The 14,966-nt window shown below is 74.1% G+C and carries 15 protein-coding genes; 7 read left to right on the top strand and 8 right to left on the bottom strand.

The genetic code is table 11. From position 1 onward, the window contains the following. Positions 1 to 84: 84 nt before the first annotated feature. From QWJ41_RS00230 to QWJ41_RS00215, 4 genes are all read right to left on the bottom strand, one after another. Positions 85 to 1,998: a penicillin-binding transpeptidase domain-containing protein gene (locus tag QWJ41_RS00230; protein WP_302705096.1), complete on the bottom strand. Its 1,914-nt coding sequence runs from the start codon at positions 1,996 to 1,998 to the stop codon at positions 85 to 87. 46 nt (positions 1,999 to 2,044) lie between these two features. Beyond that, complete coding sequence (locus QWJ41_RS00225) at positions 2,045 to 3,835, bottom strand: DEAD/DEAH box helicase (protein ID WP_439117288.1); 1,791 nt, start codon at positions 3,833 to 3,835, stop codon at positions 2,045 to 2,047. 71 nt (positions 3,836 to 3,906) lie between these two features. Then, positions 3,907 to 5,751, bottom strand: coding sequence for a glutamine--fructose-6-phosphate transaminase (isomerizing) (gene glmS, locus QWJ41_RS00220; protein ID WP_302705094.1), 1,845 nt, complete (start codon positions 5,749 to 5,751; stop codon positions 3,907 to 3,909). 59 nt (positions 5,752 to 5,810) lie between these two features. Continuing rightward, the gene (locus tag QWJ41_RS00215; protein WP_302705093.1) at positions 5,811 to 6,104 is read right to left on the bottom strand and encodes a hypothetical protein; all 294 of its coding nucleotides are present in this window, start codon (positions 6,102 to 6,104) and stop codon (positions 5,811 to 5,813) included. A 153-nt stretch (positions 6,105 to 6,257) separates the two neighbouring features. On the opposite strand from QWJ41_RS00215, the gene QWJ41_RS00210 reads away from it, so the two are divergent. The 4 genes from QWJ41_RS00210 to QWJ41_RS00195 all read left to right on the top strand — a co-directional run bounded on the left by QWJ41_RS00210 (position 6,258) and on the right by QWJ41_RS00195 (position 9,474). Beyond that, entirely contained in the window at positions 6,258 to 6,431 is a 174-nt protein-coding gene (locus tag QWJ41_RS00210; protein WP_302705092.1) for a hypothetical protein, read from the top strand. 150 nt (positions 6,432 to 6,581) lie between these two features. Beyond that, positions 6,582 to 7,226, top strand: a complete 645-nt coding sequence (locus tag QWJ41_RS00205) for a YceI family protein (RefSeq protein WP_302705091.1) — start codon at positions 6,582 to 6,584, stop codon at positions 7,224 to 7,226. A gap of 75 nt (positions 7,227 to 7,301) precedes the next feature. Further along, entirely contained in the window at positions 7,302 to 8,219 is a 918-nt protein-coding gene (locus QWJ41_RS00200) for a GNAT family N-acetyltransferase (RefSeq protein ID WP_302705090.1), read from the top strand. Between the two features lie 34 nt (positions 8,220 to 8,253). After that, on the top strand, positions 8,254 to 9,474 hold the full coding sequence (locus QWJ41_RS00195; protein ID WP_302705089.1) for an MFS transporter: 1,221 nt from the start codon (positions 8,254 to 8,256) through the stop codon (positions 9,472 to 9,474). Here QWJ41_RS00195 and QWJ41_RS00190 read toward each other — a convergent pair. Together QWJ41_RS00190 and QWJ41_RS00185 are read right to left on the bottom strand one after the other, a co-directional pair. Continuing rightward, entirely contained in the window at positions 9,452 to 10,051 is a 600-nt protein-coding gene (locus QWJ41_RS00190) for a hypothetical protein (RefSeq protein ID WP_302705088.1), read from the bottom strand. The two genes, QWJ41_RS00195 and QWJ41_RS00190, sit on opposite strands and share 23 nt — an antisense overlap. 4 nt (positions 10,052 to 10,055) lie before the next feature. Next, entirely contained in the window at positions 10,056 to 10,673 is a 618-nt protein-coding gene (locus QWJ41_RS00185) for a TetR/AcrR family transcriptional regulator (RefSeq protein ID WP_302705087.1), read from the bottom strand. 98 nt (positions 10,674 to 10,771) lie between these two features. Here QWJ41_RS00185 and QWJ41_RS00180 point away from each other — a divergent pair, with 98 nt between their 5' ends. Beyond that, positions 10,772 to 11,638 (top strand): SDR family NAD(P)-dependent oxidoreductase, encoded by an 867-nt coding sequence (locus QWJ41_RS00180; RefSeq protein ID WP_302705085.1) that lies wholly within the window; start codon positions 10,772 to 10,774, stop codon positions 11,636 to 11,638. Between the two features lie 71 nt (positions 11,639 to 11,709). Next, positions 11,710 to 12,708, top strand: coding sequence for a glycoside hydrolase family 6 protein (locus QWJ41_RS00175; protein ID WP_302705084.1), 999 nt, complete (start codon positions 11,710 to 11,712; stop codon positions 12,706 to 12,708). 3 nt (positions 12,709 to 12,711) lie between these two features. Here the strand turns inward: QWJ41_RS00175 and QWJ41_RS00170 are convergent, their stop codons facing one another. Both QWJ41_RS00170 and QWJ41_RS00165 read right to left on the bottom strand, forming a co-directional pair. Beyond that, on the bottom strand, positions 12,712 to 13,224 hold the full coding sequence (locus QWJ41_RS00170; RefSeq protein WP_302705083.1) for a DUF427 domain-containing protein: 513 nt from the start codon (positions 13,222 to 13,224) through the stop codon (positions 12,712 to 12,714). Between the two features lie 8 nt (positions 13,225 to 13,232). Continuing rightward, complete coding sequence (locus tag QWJ41_RS00165) at positions 13,233 to 13,415, bottom strand: hypothetical protein (protein WP_302705082.1); 183 nt, start codon at positions 13,413 to 13,415, stop codon at positions 13,233 to 13,235. Between the two features lie 114 nt (positions 13,416 to 13,529). Between QWJ41_RS00165 and zwf the strand changes: the two genes are divergently transcribed. Beyond that, a complete protein-coding gene (gene zwf / locus QWJ41_RS00160; RefSeq protein ID WP_302705081.1) occupies positions 13,530 to 14,960 on the top strand; it encodes a glucose-6-phosphate dehydrogenase in 1,431 nt (476 codons plus the stop codon). Positions 14,961 to 14,966: the final 6 nt, after the last annotated feature.

Below are 14,966 nucleotides of genomic sequence, written 5' to 3'. Positions count from 1 at the left end.
GACTTCGGAGGGAGCACTCAGAAGACGGCTGTGGACCCCTCGTCGACCCCATGCGACGAGGGGTTCACCTCTTCCTGAGCGGTCTCACCCCGCCCGGAGCAGGGCCTCGACCAGCGGGCCGGCGGTGCGTGAGCCCGACTCGCCCACCTCGACGTACGCCGCGACCGCGAGGTCGCCCTGCGCGGCCACCATCCAGGCGTGGGTGAGCACCTCGCCGTCGCGCTCGAACTCGGCGGTGCCGGTCTTGGCCAGCACGGCCGGGCCGGGCACGTCGGCCAGGCCGCGCCCGCTGCCGGAGACCACCACCTCGCGCAGCATCGAGCGCAGCGCCTCGGCCTCGCCCTTCGTCAGCGGCGCGGCCCCCTCGGGCGGGTCGTCGGTGTAGCCCTCGACCAGCGTCGGCACCACCGTCGCGCCCTCCTGCACGCTGGCGACCACGGCCGCCATCGCCATCGGCGAGGCCAGCACCCGGCCCTGGCCGATCAGCGAGGCGGCGGCCTCGGTGTCGGTCTCGGGCTGGGGCACGCTGCCGAAGTACGCCGGGAAGCCGAGGTCGTGGTCGATGCCCAGGCCGAGGGTGGCGGCGGCGTCGTAGAGGTCGGTGCCGTCGATGCGCCCGCCCTCGGCGATCAGGGCGGTGTTGCACGAGCTGGCGATCGCCCGGCGCAGCGGGATCGGACCCAGGTCGGCCGTGGGGTAGTCGGAGTAGTTGGTGAAGCGGCGCCCGTCGACGACCACGCCGGGGGTGCAGCGCACGGTCGAGCCCGGGGTCAGCCCGGAGCGCAGCAGCGCCAGGCTGGTGACGATCTTGAAGGTGCTGCCGGGCGCGGCCTGGCCGAACGTGGCGACGTTGGTCGCCCCGACCCCGGGCCCGTTGGCGGCAGCGAGCACCTCGCCGGTGCTGGGCCGCAGCGCGACCAGTGCGCTGGCGGGGCCGACGTCGGCCAGCAGCTGCTCGGCGGTGCGCTGCAGGTCGACGTCGAGGCTCAGCACCAGGTCGTCGCCGTCGGTGGCCGGCAGCGCCACCAGCTCGCGCTCGCCCCCGCTCGTGCCCGGGGCGTCGTCGACGGCGCGCACCAGCATGCCCGGGCTGCCGCGCAGCTCCTCGTCGTAGCGCGCCTGCAGCCCCGAGAGGCCGGCCCGGTCACCGACCCGGTAGACCCCGGGCTGGTCGGCCATCATCTCGGCGGTCACCTCGCCGACGCTGCCGAGCAGCTCGGCGGCGAAGTCGCGGGTCGGGGCCAGGGGCTGCTCGTCGGCGATCGCGACCACGCCCGCGGTGGACTCGGCGGCCCGGGCCACCGGTCCCGGCACCTCGTCGGCCCGGTAGACGATGGCCTCGACGAAGGCCTGCTCGCCCGCGCCCTCGACCCGGCCGCGGTACGCCGCCACGTCGAGGTCGGCGACCCCCGCCAGGCGCTCGGCGGCGCGCAGCGCCTGCTTCGGCGAGACCGATCCGCGGTCGACCCCGAGGCGCACGACCGGCCGCTGGGTCACGATCGGCTCGCCGCCGGCGCCGAGGACGTCGCCGCGGGAGGCGCCCAGGGTGGAGGCGTCGAGCACCTCGCCCTCGACCAGGCTGGGCTCGACCACCGCCGGCTGCCACACCGCGCGCCACTCGTCGTCGACCAGGCGCAGGCTGGTGGAGGTCTCGTAGGACCACTCCCCGGCCGGCAGCCGCCAGGTCCAGCCCAGGTCGACCTCGGCCACGTCGCGGGTGTCGCTGACCTCGAGCACCTCGACCTGCGGCTCGAGGCCGGCGAAGGCCGGCTCGAGCCCCGCGACCACGGCCGCGTGGGCCTCGTCGGCCTCGGCGGCTGTCGGCTCGGCCAAGGGCACCGCGCCCGGCTCGCCGGCGGCGAGGGCGGCGGCGTACGCCTCGGCAGCGGGGCGCGGGTCGGGCCCGCCCACCGTGTCGGCGACCTGGTCGCAGCCGGCGAGGCTCGCCACGACCAGCGCACCGGCGCTCAGCAGGGCAGGGGTCCCGAGACGTCGCATGCGACGTTCCTACCAGCACCCGCCCCCAGGACGGGTGCAGGCAGGATCAGGGCTTCTTGTGGCGCGGCTTCCTGCGGTCGAAGTCGCCCGCGGGCTTGTCGCCGCGCGGCGGGCGGGAGCCGCCCCCGCGGGGGCCGTTGTCGGCACGCAGCTCGATCAGCTTGCCCGAGATGCGGGTGTCGGCCAGCGCCGAGTAGACCTCGGGGCCCAGGTCGGCGGGCAGCTCGACGAGCGAGAAGTCCGGGCGGATCTGGATCTTGCCGAAGTCGCCGCGCGAGAGACCGCCCTCGTTGGCGAGCGCGCCGACGATCTGGCGGGGCTCGACCTTGTGGCGCTTGCCCACGTTGATGCGGTACGTCGCCAGGTTGGTGTCGCCGCCGCGGCGCGGGGCCCGCTCGGCGCGGGCCTGGCCGGAGCGCTCGTCGCGCCCGCTCGGCGCGGAGCGGCGCTCCTCGCGCTGGGCGCGGGCCCGGTCGGCCTCGGGGTCGATCAGCAGCGGGGTCTCGCCCTGCGAGAGCACCGCCAGCGCCGCGGCCACGTCGACCTCGGGCACGTCGTGCTCGCGCACGTAGTGGGCCACGACGTCGCGGAAGCGGTCGATGGTCGCGGTGTCGGCCAGCGCCTCGGTGATCTGGTCGTCGAAGCGCGCCAGCCGGGTGGTGTTGACGTCCTCGGCGGTCGGCAGCTGCATCTGGGTCAGCGGCTGCTTGGTGGCCTTCTCGATGTGCTTGAGCAGGTAGCGCTCGCGCGGGGTGATGAACGAGATCGCGTCGCCGGTGCGCCCGGCGCGGCCGGTGCGGCCGATGCGGTGCACGTAGGACTCGGTGTCGGTGGGGATGTCGTAGTTGACGACGTGGCTGATCCGCTCGACGTCGAGGCCACGGGCGGCGACGTCGGTGGCGACCAGGATGTCGAGCTTGCCGGCCTTGAGCTGGTTGACCGTGCGCTCGCGCTGGGCCTGGGCGACGTCGCCGTTGATGGCGGCCGCGGAGTAGCCGCGGGCCCGCAGCTTCTCGGCCAGCGTCTCGGTCTCGTTCTTGGTGCGGACGAAGACGATCATCCCCTCGAAGTTCTCGACCTCGAGGATGCGGGTCAGCGCGTCGACCTTCTGCGGGTAGGAGACCGTCAGGTAGCGCTGGGTGATGTTGGCCGCGGTCGTCGCGCTGCGCTTGACGGTGATCTCGGCCGGGTTGGTCAGGTACTGCTTGGAGAGCCGGCGGATCTGCGCGGGCATGGTGGCCGAGAACAGCGCCACCTGCTTCTCGTCGGGGGTGTCGGCCAGGATCGTCTCGACGTCCTCGGCGAAGCCCATGTTGAGCATCTCGTCGGCCTCGTCGAGCACCAGGAAGCGCAGCTGCGACAGGTCGAGCGTGCCCTTCTCGAGGTGGTCCATGATCCGGCCGGGGGTGCCGACGACCACGTGGACGCCGCGGCGCAGCGCCGAGAGCTGCACGCCGTAGGCCTGGCCGCCGTAGACGGGCAGCACGTGCACGCCGCGCATCCGGGAGGCGTACTTCTCGAACGCCTCGCAGACCTGCAGCGCGAGCTCGCGGGTGGGGGCGAGCACCAGCGCCTGCGGGCTCTTCTGCGAGACGTCGAGGTTGGAGAGGATCGGCAGCGCGAACGCGGCGGTCTTGCCGGTGCCGGTCTGCGCGAGGCCGACGACGTCGCGACCCTCGAGGAGGGTCGGGATCGTCGCGGCCTGGATGGCCGACGGGGTCTCGTAGCCCACGTCGGACAGTGCCTTGAGCACCGGCTCGGACAGACCGAGATCGACGAAGGTCGGCACCTGATCGTCGACGGTCGTGGGGTCGGTGTCAGAGGAAGTCACTGCCATAAGGTAGTGCGTCTCGGCCGTCGGCCCCGATTCCTGCGCGCGGTGGCCTGGATCACGCCCCGCCGCACGGGTCACTCCACGGTGACCGACTTGGCCAGGTTGCGCGGCTTGTCGGCGTCGAGTCCCAGGTGCTTGGCGGCGTGGTAGGCCAGCACCTGCAGCGGGATCGTGAGCAGGATCGGGTCGATCTCGCGCTCGTTGCGCGGCACGTCGATGCGGTGCATGCCCGGCGCAGCCGACAGGTCGCCGAGGTCGACGCCCTCGTGGGTGACCACGACCAGCGGGCCGCGGCGCGCCGCGATCTCGTGCAGGGCCGCGACGTTGCGCTCGACCAGCTCGTCGTCGGGCACCAGCGCCACGGTCGGCACGTCCTCGCTGATCAGCGCGAGCGGGCCGTGCTTGAGCTCGGAGGTCTGGTACGCCTCGGCGTGGCGGTAGGTGATCTCCTTGAACTTCTGGGCGCCCTCGCGGGCCACGGGGAAGCCGCGCACGCGGCCGATGAAGAAGAGGCTGTCGCTGACGGCGAGCCGCTTGGCGACCTCGGCGAGCTCGTCGTCGCGGTCGAGGACCGACTGGATCTGCTCGGGCAGCTGCTGCAGGCCGGCGATCAGCCGCTTGCCGTCGGCGATCGACAGGTCGCGCACCCGGCCCAGCTGCAGGGCCAGCAGCGAGAAGGCCAGGAACATCGTGGTCAGCGCCTTGGTGCTGGCCACGGCCACCTCGGGGCCGGCGTGCAGGTAGATGCCGCCGTCGCACTCACGGGCGATCGCGCTGCCCACGACGTTGACCAGGCCGACCACGCGCCCGCCCTTGCGGCGGATCTCCTGCACCGCGAGCAGGGTGTCGATGGTCTCGCCCGACTGGCTGACCGCGACGTAGAGCGTGTCGGGCTCGATCACCGGGTCGCGGTAGCGGAACTCGCTGGCGGCCTCGGCGTCGGCGGGGATGCGGGCCAGCTCCTCGATCATCGAGGCGCCCATCTGCCCGACGTAGTAGGCCGAGCCGCAGCCCAGGATCTTGACCCGCCGGATGGCGCGCAGCTCGCGGGCGTCGAGGTTGAGCCCACCGAGGTGGGAGGTGCCGAAGCGCTCGTCGAGCCGGCCGCGCAGCACCCGCTCGGCGGCGCGCGGCTGCTCGAGCATCTCGGCGTGCATGAACGACTCGTGCTCGCCGATCTCGTACGCCGCCGGGTCGACGTCGACGCGGGCGGCGTCGCGGTGGGTGCGGTGCAGCTGGGCGGTGTCGTGGCGGTAGGTGGTGAAGCCCTGCGCCGTCACCGTGGCCATCTCGCCGTCGTCGAGGTAGGCGACCGTGGTGGTGTAGCGCACCAGGGCGGCCAGGTCGCTGGCCACGTGCATCTCCTTGTCGCCGACGCCGACGATCAGCGGGCTGCCGTTGCGGGCCACCACGATCCGGTCGGGGAAGTCGGCGTGCACGACGGCCAGGCCGTAGGTGCCCTCGACGGCGCTCAGCGCGTCGGCGACCCGGCCCTCGAGGGTCTCGGCGCCCGAGCGCGCCACCAGGTGGGCCAGCACCTCGGTGTCGGTGTCGGAGGTCAGCTCGACGCCGTCGTCGGTGAGCATCGCGCGCAGCGAGGAGGCGTTGTCGAGGATGCCGTTGTGCACGACCGCGACGCGGCCGGCGCCGTCGGTGTGCGGGTGCGCGTTGTGGTCGGTGGCCGGGCCGTGGGTGGCCCAGCGGGTGTGCCCGATGCCGACCTTGCCACCGAAGCGGGCCGGCACCTCCTCGGCGAGGTCACGCACCCGGCCCGAACGCTTGGCCACGCGCAGCGCGCCGCCGGTGCCGAGCACCGCCATGCCGGCCGAGTCGTAGCCGCGGTGCTCGAGGCGCCCGAGGCCCTCGAGGAGCAGCGGGGCGGCCTGCTGGGTGCCGATGTAGCCGACGATTCCGCACATGGGGTGTCTCCTGGGTGGGTGCTGGGTGGGCGGTGGGTGAGCGAGCCGGGGTGGACGGCTCAGCCGTAGACGATCCGGCGCAGCTGGCGCTCGGACAGGGTGGGTGGGGCCACCACGCGCTCGGCCAGCTCGGCCGCGACGCGGGTGAAGATCTCGGGGTTGCGCAGTCCGCGCGCCTGCAGCGCGGCGTGGCGGCGGCGTACGTAGTCGTCGACACCCTCGCGGTGGAAGGCCACGACGTCGCCGACGACCCGGCGCGCCTCGGCCTCGTCGAGGCCGGTGGTCGCGACGAGGTGCTGCAGCAGCGGCGTCACCGGGTCGGGGGCGCCGACCGCTCGTCGTGGGACCGTCACGTCGACAATCTGCGGGATCCACCACTTCTTGTGCAACATCCTGCCCGATTTCGGGCAGGAAGCCGTCGAGGCGCCCATTCCTTCACTCTGGGTGGATCCGGCCACATCCACCGTGCTAACTTAGGTGAACAGAAGGTGAACAGGAGGTGTCCGATGACGGACTCACAGATGACCGGTGGCCCGACCCGCAGCTGGGTGATGGTGGCCGACGCGGACGGGCGTCCGCACCTGGAGTCGCGCTGGACGATGCCCGAGACCGCCCCGGTGGCCGCGCCCGCCCCGACTGCTCAGCCCGCCCACGCCGCGCCCGCTGCGCACGCCGCCTGAGGCGTCGCACCGCATCCACACCACGAGCCGCGCCCCCGCCGGGGCGCGGCTCGTGGCGCGTGCGAACTATTTGTCCCACACCGGGAATGGATCGGCGCACCGCCGCCTTGAGGTAGTTGAAGATTCACCCACAAACCTCAGGAGACCCCCATGGCCCTCTTCCGCAAGAACGCCCCCGCCGGCACCGAGACCAGCACCACGACCGGCACCACGACCGGCACCGCGCCGGCCGCCGGGTTCGACGCCCCCACCAGCGTCCTCGAGGACATCTCGGGCGACTACACGATCGACGCCAGCCACAGCCGCCTGGGCTTCAGCGCCCGACACGCGATGGTCACCACCGTGCGCGGACACTTCACCGACTGGTCGGGCACCGCCCACGTCGACACCGCCGACCCGGCCGCCTCCTCGGTCAGCCTCACCATCAAGACGGCCTCCATCGACACCGGCAGCGCCGACCGCGACGGGCACCTCGTCTCGGCCGACTTCTTCGACGCCGAGACCCACCCCGAGATCACCTTCGTCTCCACCGCCGTGGCCCGCGACGGCGCCGACTGGACCATCACCGGCGACCTGACCATCAAGGGCACCACCCGCCCGGTCACCATCGAGTTCGAGCCCACGGGCTCGGCCCAGGACCCCTTCGGCAACGTGCGCATCGGCTTCGAGGGCGGCACCGCCATCAACCGCAAGGACTGGGGCCTGACCTGGAACGCCGCGCTCGAGACCGGTGGCGTGCTCGTCTCCGAGAAGATCAAGCTCGACTTCGACGTCTCCGCGATCCGCAACGCCTGAGTCGCGCCGGGCCGGCCGAGAGGCCGACGCGGAAAATCAGGTGCCGGGGCGGCGGGACGGGCGCATCATCAGCAGGTGAGCACCCGCACCGCCGCCCCGGTCCTGCCTCCGGGGCTGCGCACCCGGCCCCTCGTCCTCGACGACGCCGAGGCCGTCACGGCCCTCGTGCGGGCCGAGGAGACCGTCGACCTCGGCGCGCCCGAGGTCGACGTCGACGACATCCGCTCCGACTGGCTGCGCCCCAGCTACGACATCACCTCCAGCACGATGGGGGTCGAGGACCCCGCGGGACGCCTGGTCGGGTACGTCGACCACGCGGGCGACGACGTCGCCTACGCCGCGGTCGACCCGGCCCACCAGGGCCGCGGCGTCGGCACCTGGCTCGCGTCCTGGGTCCAGCAGCGGGCCCGTGAGCGCGGCGCCACCCGGGTCGGCAGCCAGGTGCCGCAGGGCAGTGCCGCGGACCGGTTGATGGCCGACCTCGGCTACCGGGAGCGCTGGACGGCCTGGGACCTCGAGCTGCCCGACGACGTGCGGATGCCCGTGGCACCGTTGCCGCCCGGGCACACGCTGCGCGACGCCGCCCCCGACGACCACGAGGCCGCCTGGACGCTCATGGAGGACTGCTTCCTGGAGTGGGCCGAGCGGCCCCGCCAACCGCTGGCCGACTTCGGCGCGCGGATCTGGGGCCGCGAGGGGCACCAGCCCTGGAACCTGCGCCTGGTCCACGACGGCGCCGGCGAGCTGGTCGGCGCCACGCACGTGCACCTGTCGGGCGGGGGTGGCTACGTCGCCAAGGTCGGCGTACGCCGCGAGCGGCGGGGGCAGGGCCTGGCCGCGGCGATGCTGGTCGACGCCTTCGCGCTGGCCCGTCGCCACGGCGCGACCCGCTGCTACCTCTCCACCGACTCGCGCACCGGCGCGCTGGGGCTCTACGAGCACGTCGGCATGGTGGTCTCCTCGACCTGGGTGAACCGCGCGATCGATCTCTGAGCGCCGCCCTCCGCAGGTCTGGGAGGCTGTCTCGGTGACCAGCCCGGCGAGCACCACGGGCCCCGACCTGCGGGGGGCCGGTCTCCAGCGCTCGCTGGTGGCGCTGATCCAGGTGCTCGGCCTGGCCGTGTGGTTCTCGGCCACCGCGATCGCGCCGACGCTGCGCGGCGAGTGGGACCTCGGAGACACGTCGGTGGTGTGGCTGACCGGTGCGGTGCAGATCGGCTTCGTGGTCGGCGCGCTGACCTCGAGCGTGCTCAACCTGCCCGACCGGATGCCGCCGCAGCGGCTGGTGGCGCTGTGCGCCTTCGGCGCGGCGGGCTCGACCGCCCTGCTGGCCGCGCTCGCCGACGGGCTGTGGCTCGCGCTGCCGCTGCGCTTCCTGACCGGGGCGTTCCTGGCCGGGGTCTACCCGGTCGGGATGAAGCTGATGGCGTCGTGGTCGCTGCCGGTCGACCGCGGTCGCGCCTTCGGTGTGCTGGTCGGCGCGCTGACCCTCGGCTCGGCCCTGCCGCACCTGATCAGCGCCTCGGGGCCGCTGCCGTGGCGCGCGGTGATGCTCACCGCCTCCGCATTCACGCTCGGCGCCGGCGTCGTGGCGCTCACGGTGCTGCGCCCCGGGCCGCTCCTGGCGCCCGGGCAGCGCCCGCGCGCCCGGCACGCCCTCGCCGGGCTGCGCACCCGCGCCCCGCTGCTGGCCAACCTGGGCTACTTCGGGCACATGTGGGAGCTCTACGCCCTCTGGACCTGGCTGCCCGCCTTCCTGGTGCACCAGCCCGCGTGGGAGCTCTCGGGCGCCGGGGTGAGCGCCCTGACCTTCCTGACCGTCGGGGTCGCCGGACTGGTGGGCGCGCTGCTGGGCGGGTGGGGCGCCGACCGGTACGGCCGCTCGCCCGCTGCGGTGGCCGCGATGACGACCAGCGCGTCCTGCTGCCTGCTGGCGCCGTTGCTCTGGTCGAGCAGCCCGCTGCTGCTGGTGGTCTTCCTGCTGGTGTGGGGCGCGTCGGTGATCGCCGACTCGGGTGTCTTCTCGACGGCGCTCAGCGAGAGCACCGACCAGCGCTACGTCGGCACCGCGCTGAGCGTGCAGACCGCGATCGGCTTCACGCTCTCGGTGGTGACCATCCAGCTGCTGCCGCTGCTGGCCGACGAGGTGGGCTGGCGCTGGGCCTTCTGGTTGCTGGCACCGGGCCCGGCGCTGGGGGCGCTGGCGATGCTGCGGCTGGGCAGGATCACGGCACCTCGACGGTCGTGACCACCGAGGTCACCGAGGGCCGGCGCGGGGTGGAGGAGAAGCCGAAGTCGGGCGCCGGGTGCACCTCGGCGAGGGCACCGAGGTCGCGGCCCTCGAGGCGCCCGGTGAGCGAGGTGACGGCGTGGTGGTCGGTGGCGCCGTACCACTCGCGGCGACCGTGGCCCGCCGAGCCGCGGGTGCGCACGCCGCGCATCACCACCCGCGCCACCGGGTCGACGGCGGCACAGAAGAGCGGTGCGGTCGCGACCGCGTCGGGCACCAGCGCCAGCAGCCGGCCCAGCGGCGTGCGCGCCCCGACCGCCAGGTCGAGCTCGAGCGAGGCCGAGCGCACCGACCAGGCACCCGGCGGGCCGGTCGTCTCGAAGGCCTCGACCCGCACCTCGTCGAAGGTGTAGGTCGAGGCGATGAACTCGGCGACGCGCTCGGTCGGGGCGAGCAGCAGCCGGTGGCCCGACGGCAGCGCCACCATCGCGTCGGAGAACGGGCCCCAGGGGGTGCGGTCCCAGCGCCCGACCACCACCCGCACGCCCGAGGCCGAGCCGACGCCGGCGATCCGGCCGTGGAAGCGCTGGCGCATGCGGCTAGTTGTGGCCCAGCCGGTCGAAGGCCCGGGTGGCGGCGTCGACGATGTCGTCGGGCTCGGCGTCGATCGAGCCCTCGAGCCACGCCGAGACGAGCTTCTCGACGCCGCCGATGAACATCAGGCCGGCGAGCTCGCCGTCGCGGCCCTGCAGGGCGTCGGTGCCGTAGAGCGCGGCCGCCTCGGAGGCGGCGTACGCGCCGAAGCCGCGCAGCATCGCGCTGCGCGGGGCACTGAGGGTGGGGCGGGCGGCGCCGCGCAGGATCGCCACCCGTCCCTTGCGCGGGTCGTCGGTGATGACGTGGACGAAGGCGGCGACGGCGGCGCGCACCCGCTCCGCCGGCCCGCCCTCGGTGCGGGTGATGGCCTCGTCGACCACGGTGCGGATCTCGTCGGTGATCTCGGCGAGCAGGGCCAGCAGGGCCTCGTCGAGGTTGGCGAACTGCTCGTAGAAGTAACGCTCGGTCAGGCCGGCCTCGTGGCAGATGCGGGTCATCGTCACCGGGGGGCCGTCGACGCGCGCCCAGACCTCGAGCGTGGCGGCCACGAGCTGCTCGCGGCGCGCTGCCACCCGTTCCTGGGCGCTCTGCCCGCGGTAGCGACCCGCCTTGACGGCCATGGGGGCATGGTGCCACGAGCCGGGAGCCGCCCTCGTCACCCGCCCGGCTGTCCGGACCAGACATTGACAGGATGTCCTGCCTGAATCAGGATCGGCGCGTGCCCTCCTCCTCCGCCCGCCGCCCCGACCTGCCCGCCGTCCGTGACCGGGTCGTCGTCGTCACCGGCGCCGGGCGCGGCATCGGCCGTGCCACCGCCGCCCGCTTCGCCGGGGCCGGCGCCCGGGTGCTCGTGGGCGACCTCGACACCGCGGCGGCCCGCGAGGCCGCCGAGGCGATCGGCGCGAGCGTCGGCGACCCCGCGCGGGTGCGCGGCGTGCGCGTCGACGTCGCCGACCGGGCGTCGTACGCCGCCCTGGTCGCCGAGGCCGAGGCCTGGGGACCGGTCGAGGTGCTGGTCAACAACGCCGGGATCATGCCGCTGGGCCCGCTGCTCGAGCAGGGCGAGGCCAGCATCGACACCACGCTCGAGGTCAACCTGCGCGCCGTGGTGACCGGCACCCGCCTGGTGGCGCCCGGCATGGTCGAGCGCGGCCGCGGCCACGTCGTCAACGTCGCCTCGGCGGTCGGACGGGTCGGGCTGGCCGGGGGCGCGGTCTACTCCGCGTCCAAGTTCGGGGTGGTCGGCTTCTCGGAGGCCGCGCGGGGCGAGCTGGCCCCGCACGGCGTGCACGTCTCCTGCGTGCTGCCGACCGTGGTGGCCACCGAGCTCGCCGCCGGCGTGCACGCCACCCGGGGGATGCGCCCGTGCACCCCCGAGGAGGTCGCCGACACGGTGCTCGACGTCGTGCGCCGGCCCCGCTTCGAGACCTGGGTGCCCGGCTACGCCAAGGCGCTCTTCCACACCTCCAACGCCCTGCCCCGGCGCGCCCGTGACCTGCTGAGCCACGCCATGGGCGCCGACGCCGCCCTGACCCACGTCGACGCCGGCGCCCGGGCCGCCTACGAGCGCCGCGCGGCCCGCTGACCCGGCCCGTACTTCGCGCCCAGTCGGCCCGAACCGGCACCAGGGCGGCTGTCCGTCCGTACCCTCGACGCGTGCCCCACCTCCGCTCCCGGCTCGTCGCGCTGCTCGCCGTCGCCGGGCTGGCGCCCGTCCTGGCCCTCGGCCCGGCCCCCGCCGGCGCCGGTGCCGCTGACGGGGCGCCCGCGGTCGCCGAGCGCGACCCGCGCCGCACCCAGCGGCTCTTCGTCGACCCGCTGATGCCCGCCGCCCAGCAGGGCCCGGCGTACGCCGCCATCGCCAAGCGGGCCCAGGCGCTGTGGCTCTCCAACGAGTACTACCCCCGCGACCAGGTCGCCGACGTGGTGCGCGCCTACACCTCGCGCGCCGAGCAGGCCGGCAAGACGCCGATGCTCGTGGTCTACGCCATCCCCGACCGCGACTGCGGCCTGCACTCCTCGGGCGGGCTGCCCGGCGGCGACGCCTACAAGGACTGGGTCGCCCAGGTGGCGGCCGGCATCCGGGGCAGCAAGCCGCTCGTGGTCGTCGAGCCCGACGCCATCGGCTTCTACGGCCACGACGAGTGCGCCAACGGCCGCCAGCGCCTCAAGCTGCTGCGCACCGCCGTGCGCCGGCTCGACAGTGCGGGCGCCTGGGTCTACCTCGACGCCGCCCACTCCGGCTGGACCCCGTACGCCGACCGCGCGCGGCTGCTCAAGAAGGCCGGGGTCGGCCTGGGCCGGGGCATCAGCACCAACGTGTCCAACTTCCGGCGCCTGCCCCGGGAGAAGGCCTACGCCGAGACCCTGCTGCGCGAGCTGCGCAGCGAGGGGGTCACGGGTCTGCGCTACGTGGTGGACACCTCGCGCAACGGGGCCCACAGGCCGGTCGACGGCGACGTCACCAACCCGACGTGGGCGCGCCTGGGCAGGGCGCCGCGGCTGCGCTTCGACGGCCGCTTCGACGCCACCCTGTGGGTCAAGCACCCCGGCGAGTCGGACGGGTGGTTCAACGACGGCGGGGCGGCGGGCCAGTGGTGCGACCTGCTGGCCGACCGGCTGCTGGGTCGCTCCGACCCTGGTCCCGGCTGCTGAGGATCACCAGCCCCAGGAGCCCGGGATCCCCTTGAAGGGGCCGACCACCCGGCTGGTGATCCAGCCGCCGTAGAAGCCGCCCTCCTGCGCGACCACCAGCTCGCCGTCGACGCGGCAGGCGTCGACGGCCAACGGGGTCACCGCGACCGCGTCGGCCAGCGCCGCGAAGGCGGGGGTCGGCGTGGGGTAGGTCCAGGCGGCACGCTCGGCGACGACGGGCCGGCCGTCGGCACCGGTGCCGCCGACCAGGTCGAAGTAGGCGGCGCGGCCCTTCCACTCGCACGTCGAGGAGCCGTCGGTCGGGCGCAGCACCCCCTCGGCGAACGCCTCGCGCGGCAGGTAGTAGGTCGGCGGGTGGCTGGTCTCCAGGACCCGCCACGACCGGGTGGTGCGGGCCACGACCACGCCGCCCACCTCGACCTCCACGCTCTCGGAGGACTCGTCGAGGGCCGGCGGGCGCGGGTAGTCCCACACCGACTCCTGGCCGGGGCCGGGCTTCTCCGGGCGGGGGTGCACCCGACGGCTCAGTGGTCGGCGCCGGGGCGCAGGTGCATCAGGTCGAGCGCGGCGGTGAGGTCCTCGGCGCTCTCGTACGCCTCGGGCGCCTGGTCGATGAGCACGCCTGCCCAGGTGGGCTCGTCGGTCAGCACGTCGCTGCCGAAGTACTCCTCGATGGCCTCCGCGGCCTGTCGTGTGTCGAGCGTCATAGCCCCATCGTGCCAGGCCAGAAAGGGTGAGGGGAGTCGCGCGCCCATTCCTTGGCCCACCTCCCCACCCTTGGGGATGGACGGTGCCCATCGGCGACCCGGTAGGCATGGTGGGTGACCCACTCCAGCAGCGCGACCTCCGAGGACCTCGCCCCGCACGTCCTGGTGCTCTTCGGCGCCACCGGCGACCTGGCCGCCCGCAAGCTCTTCCCGGGCCTCTACAAGCTGGCCGCGCAGGGCCGGCTGCCCGAGCAGTACGCCGTCATCGGCAGCGGGCGGCACTCCCCCGGCAGCGACGACGACTTCCGCCAGCAGGTGCGCGAGGCGCTGGAGGAGGGCGTCGACGACCTCGACGACGACGTGGCGGGCGCCCTGCTCGAGCGGGTCTCCTTCTGCACCTCCGACGCCGACGACGGTGCCGACCTCGCCGCGGCCGTGCGCGAGGCCGAGGAGCGCCTGGGTGGGGACGACGCGAGCCGGGTCCGCCGGCTCGTCTACCTGTCGGTGCCGCCGGCGGTGATGACCTCGATGATCGCGATGCTCGGCCGGGAGGGGCTGCACGAGCGCGCCCGGCTGGTGGTCGAGAAGCCCTTCGGGCTCGACCTCGACTCCGCCCGCGAGCTCGACGCGGCGCTGAAGGAGGTCGTCGAGGAGGAGCAGGTCTTCCGCATCGACCACTTCCTGGGCAAGGAGGCGGCGCAGAACATCCTGGCGCTCCGCTTCGCCAACGGGCTCTTCGAGCCGGCCTGGAACGCCCGGCACATCGAGTCGGTGCAGATCGACGTGCCCGAGGACCTCGGGCTCGAGGGGCGCGGCAGCTTCTACGAGTCCACCGGCGCGCTGCGCGACATGATCTCGACGCACCTGGCCCAGCTGCTCGGGCTGGTGGCGCTGGAGGAGGCCTGCCGCTTCGACGCCGACGAGCTGCGCGACGCGAAGTCGGCCGTCTTCGCCGCGATGCGCCCGCTCGACCCCGAGCGGGTCGTGCTGGGCCAGTTCGAGGGCTACCGCGACGACGAGGACGTCGACGACGACTCCGACGTGGAGACCTTCGTGGCGCTCGAGGCGTGGATCGACAACGACCGTTGGCGCGACGTGCCGTTCTACCTGCGCACCGGCAAGGCGCTGGCCCAGGGCCGGCGCACCATCACGCTGCGCTTCCGCACCCCGCACACCGAGATCTTCAACGGCTCCGTGGCTTCCAACGAGCTGGTGCTCGAGCTGACCGACGACCCGCGGGTGCACGTCGACCTGCAGGCCAAGAAGCCGGGGCCCGACATGGACCTGGTCAAGGCGACGATGAGCCTCGACTTCGCCGAGGACGTCGACGAGGGCGACCCGCTCGAGGCCTACGAGCGGCTGCTGCTCGACGTGCTGCGCGACGACCGCACCCTGTTCACCCGCTCCGACGAGGTCGAGCGGATCTGGGAGGTCTGCCAGCCGGTGCTCGACGCCAGCCCCGAGGTGCACTCCTACGAGCAGGGCTCGTGGGGCCCGCAGGCCGCCCTCGACCTGCCCCCCGGCGGCTGGTACCTGGGCCGCTGAGCCGCC

This window comes from Nocardioides cremeus (assembly GCF_030518195.1).
Lineage (GTDB): Bacteria > Actinomycetota > Actinomycetes > Propionibacteriales > Nocardioidaceae > Nocardioides > Nocardioides cremeus.
This window is presented reverse-complemented; position numbering and strand designations above follow the sequence as displayed.

Coding starts and splice junctions, on each gene's coding strand:
- QWJ41_RS00230 (WP_302705096.1), bottom strand. CDS start 1,998: ATGCGACGTCTCGGGACCCCTGCCCTGCTGAGCGCCGGTGCGCTGGTC.
- QWJ41_RS00225 (WP_439117288.1), bottom strand. CDS start 3,835: ATGGCAGTGACTTCCTCTGACACCGACCCCACGACCGTCGACGATCAG.
- glmS (WP_302705094.1), bottom strand. CDS start 5,751: ATGTGCGGAATCGTCGGCTACATCGGCACCCAGCAGGCCGCCCCGCTG.
- QWJ41_RS00210 (WP_302705092.1), top strand. CDS start 6,258: ATGACGGACTCACAGATGACCGGTGGCCCGACCCGCAGCTGGGTGATG.
- QWJ41_RS00205 (WP_302705091.1), top strand. CDS start 6,582: ATGGCCCTCTTCCGCAAGAACGCCCCCGCCGGCACCGAGACCAGCACC.
- QWJ41_RS00190 (WP_302705088.1), bottom strand. CDS start 10,051: ATGCGCCAGCGCTTCCACGGCCGGATCGCCGGCGTCGGCTCGGCCTCG.
- QWJ41_RS00185 (WP_302705087.1), bottom strand. CDS start 10,673: ATGGCCGTCAAGGCGGGTCGCTACCGCGGGCAGAGCGCCCAGGAACGG.
- QWJ41_RS00165 (WP_302705082.1), bottom strand. CDS start 13,415: ATGACGCTCGACACACGACAGGCCGCGGAGGCCATCGAGGAGTACTTC.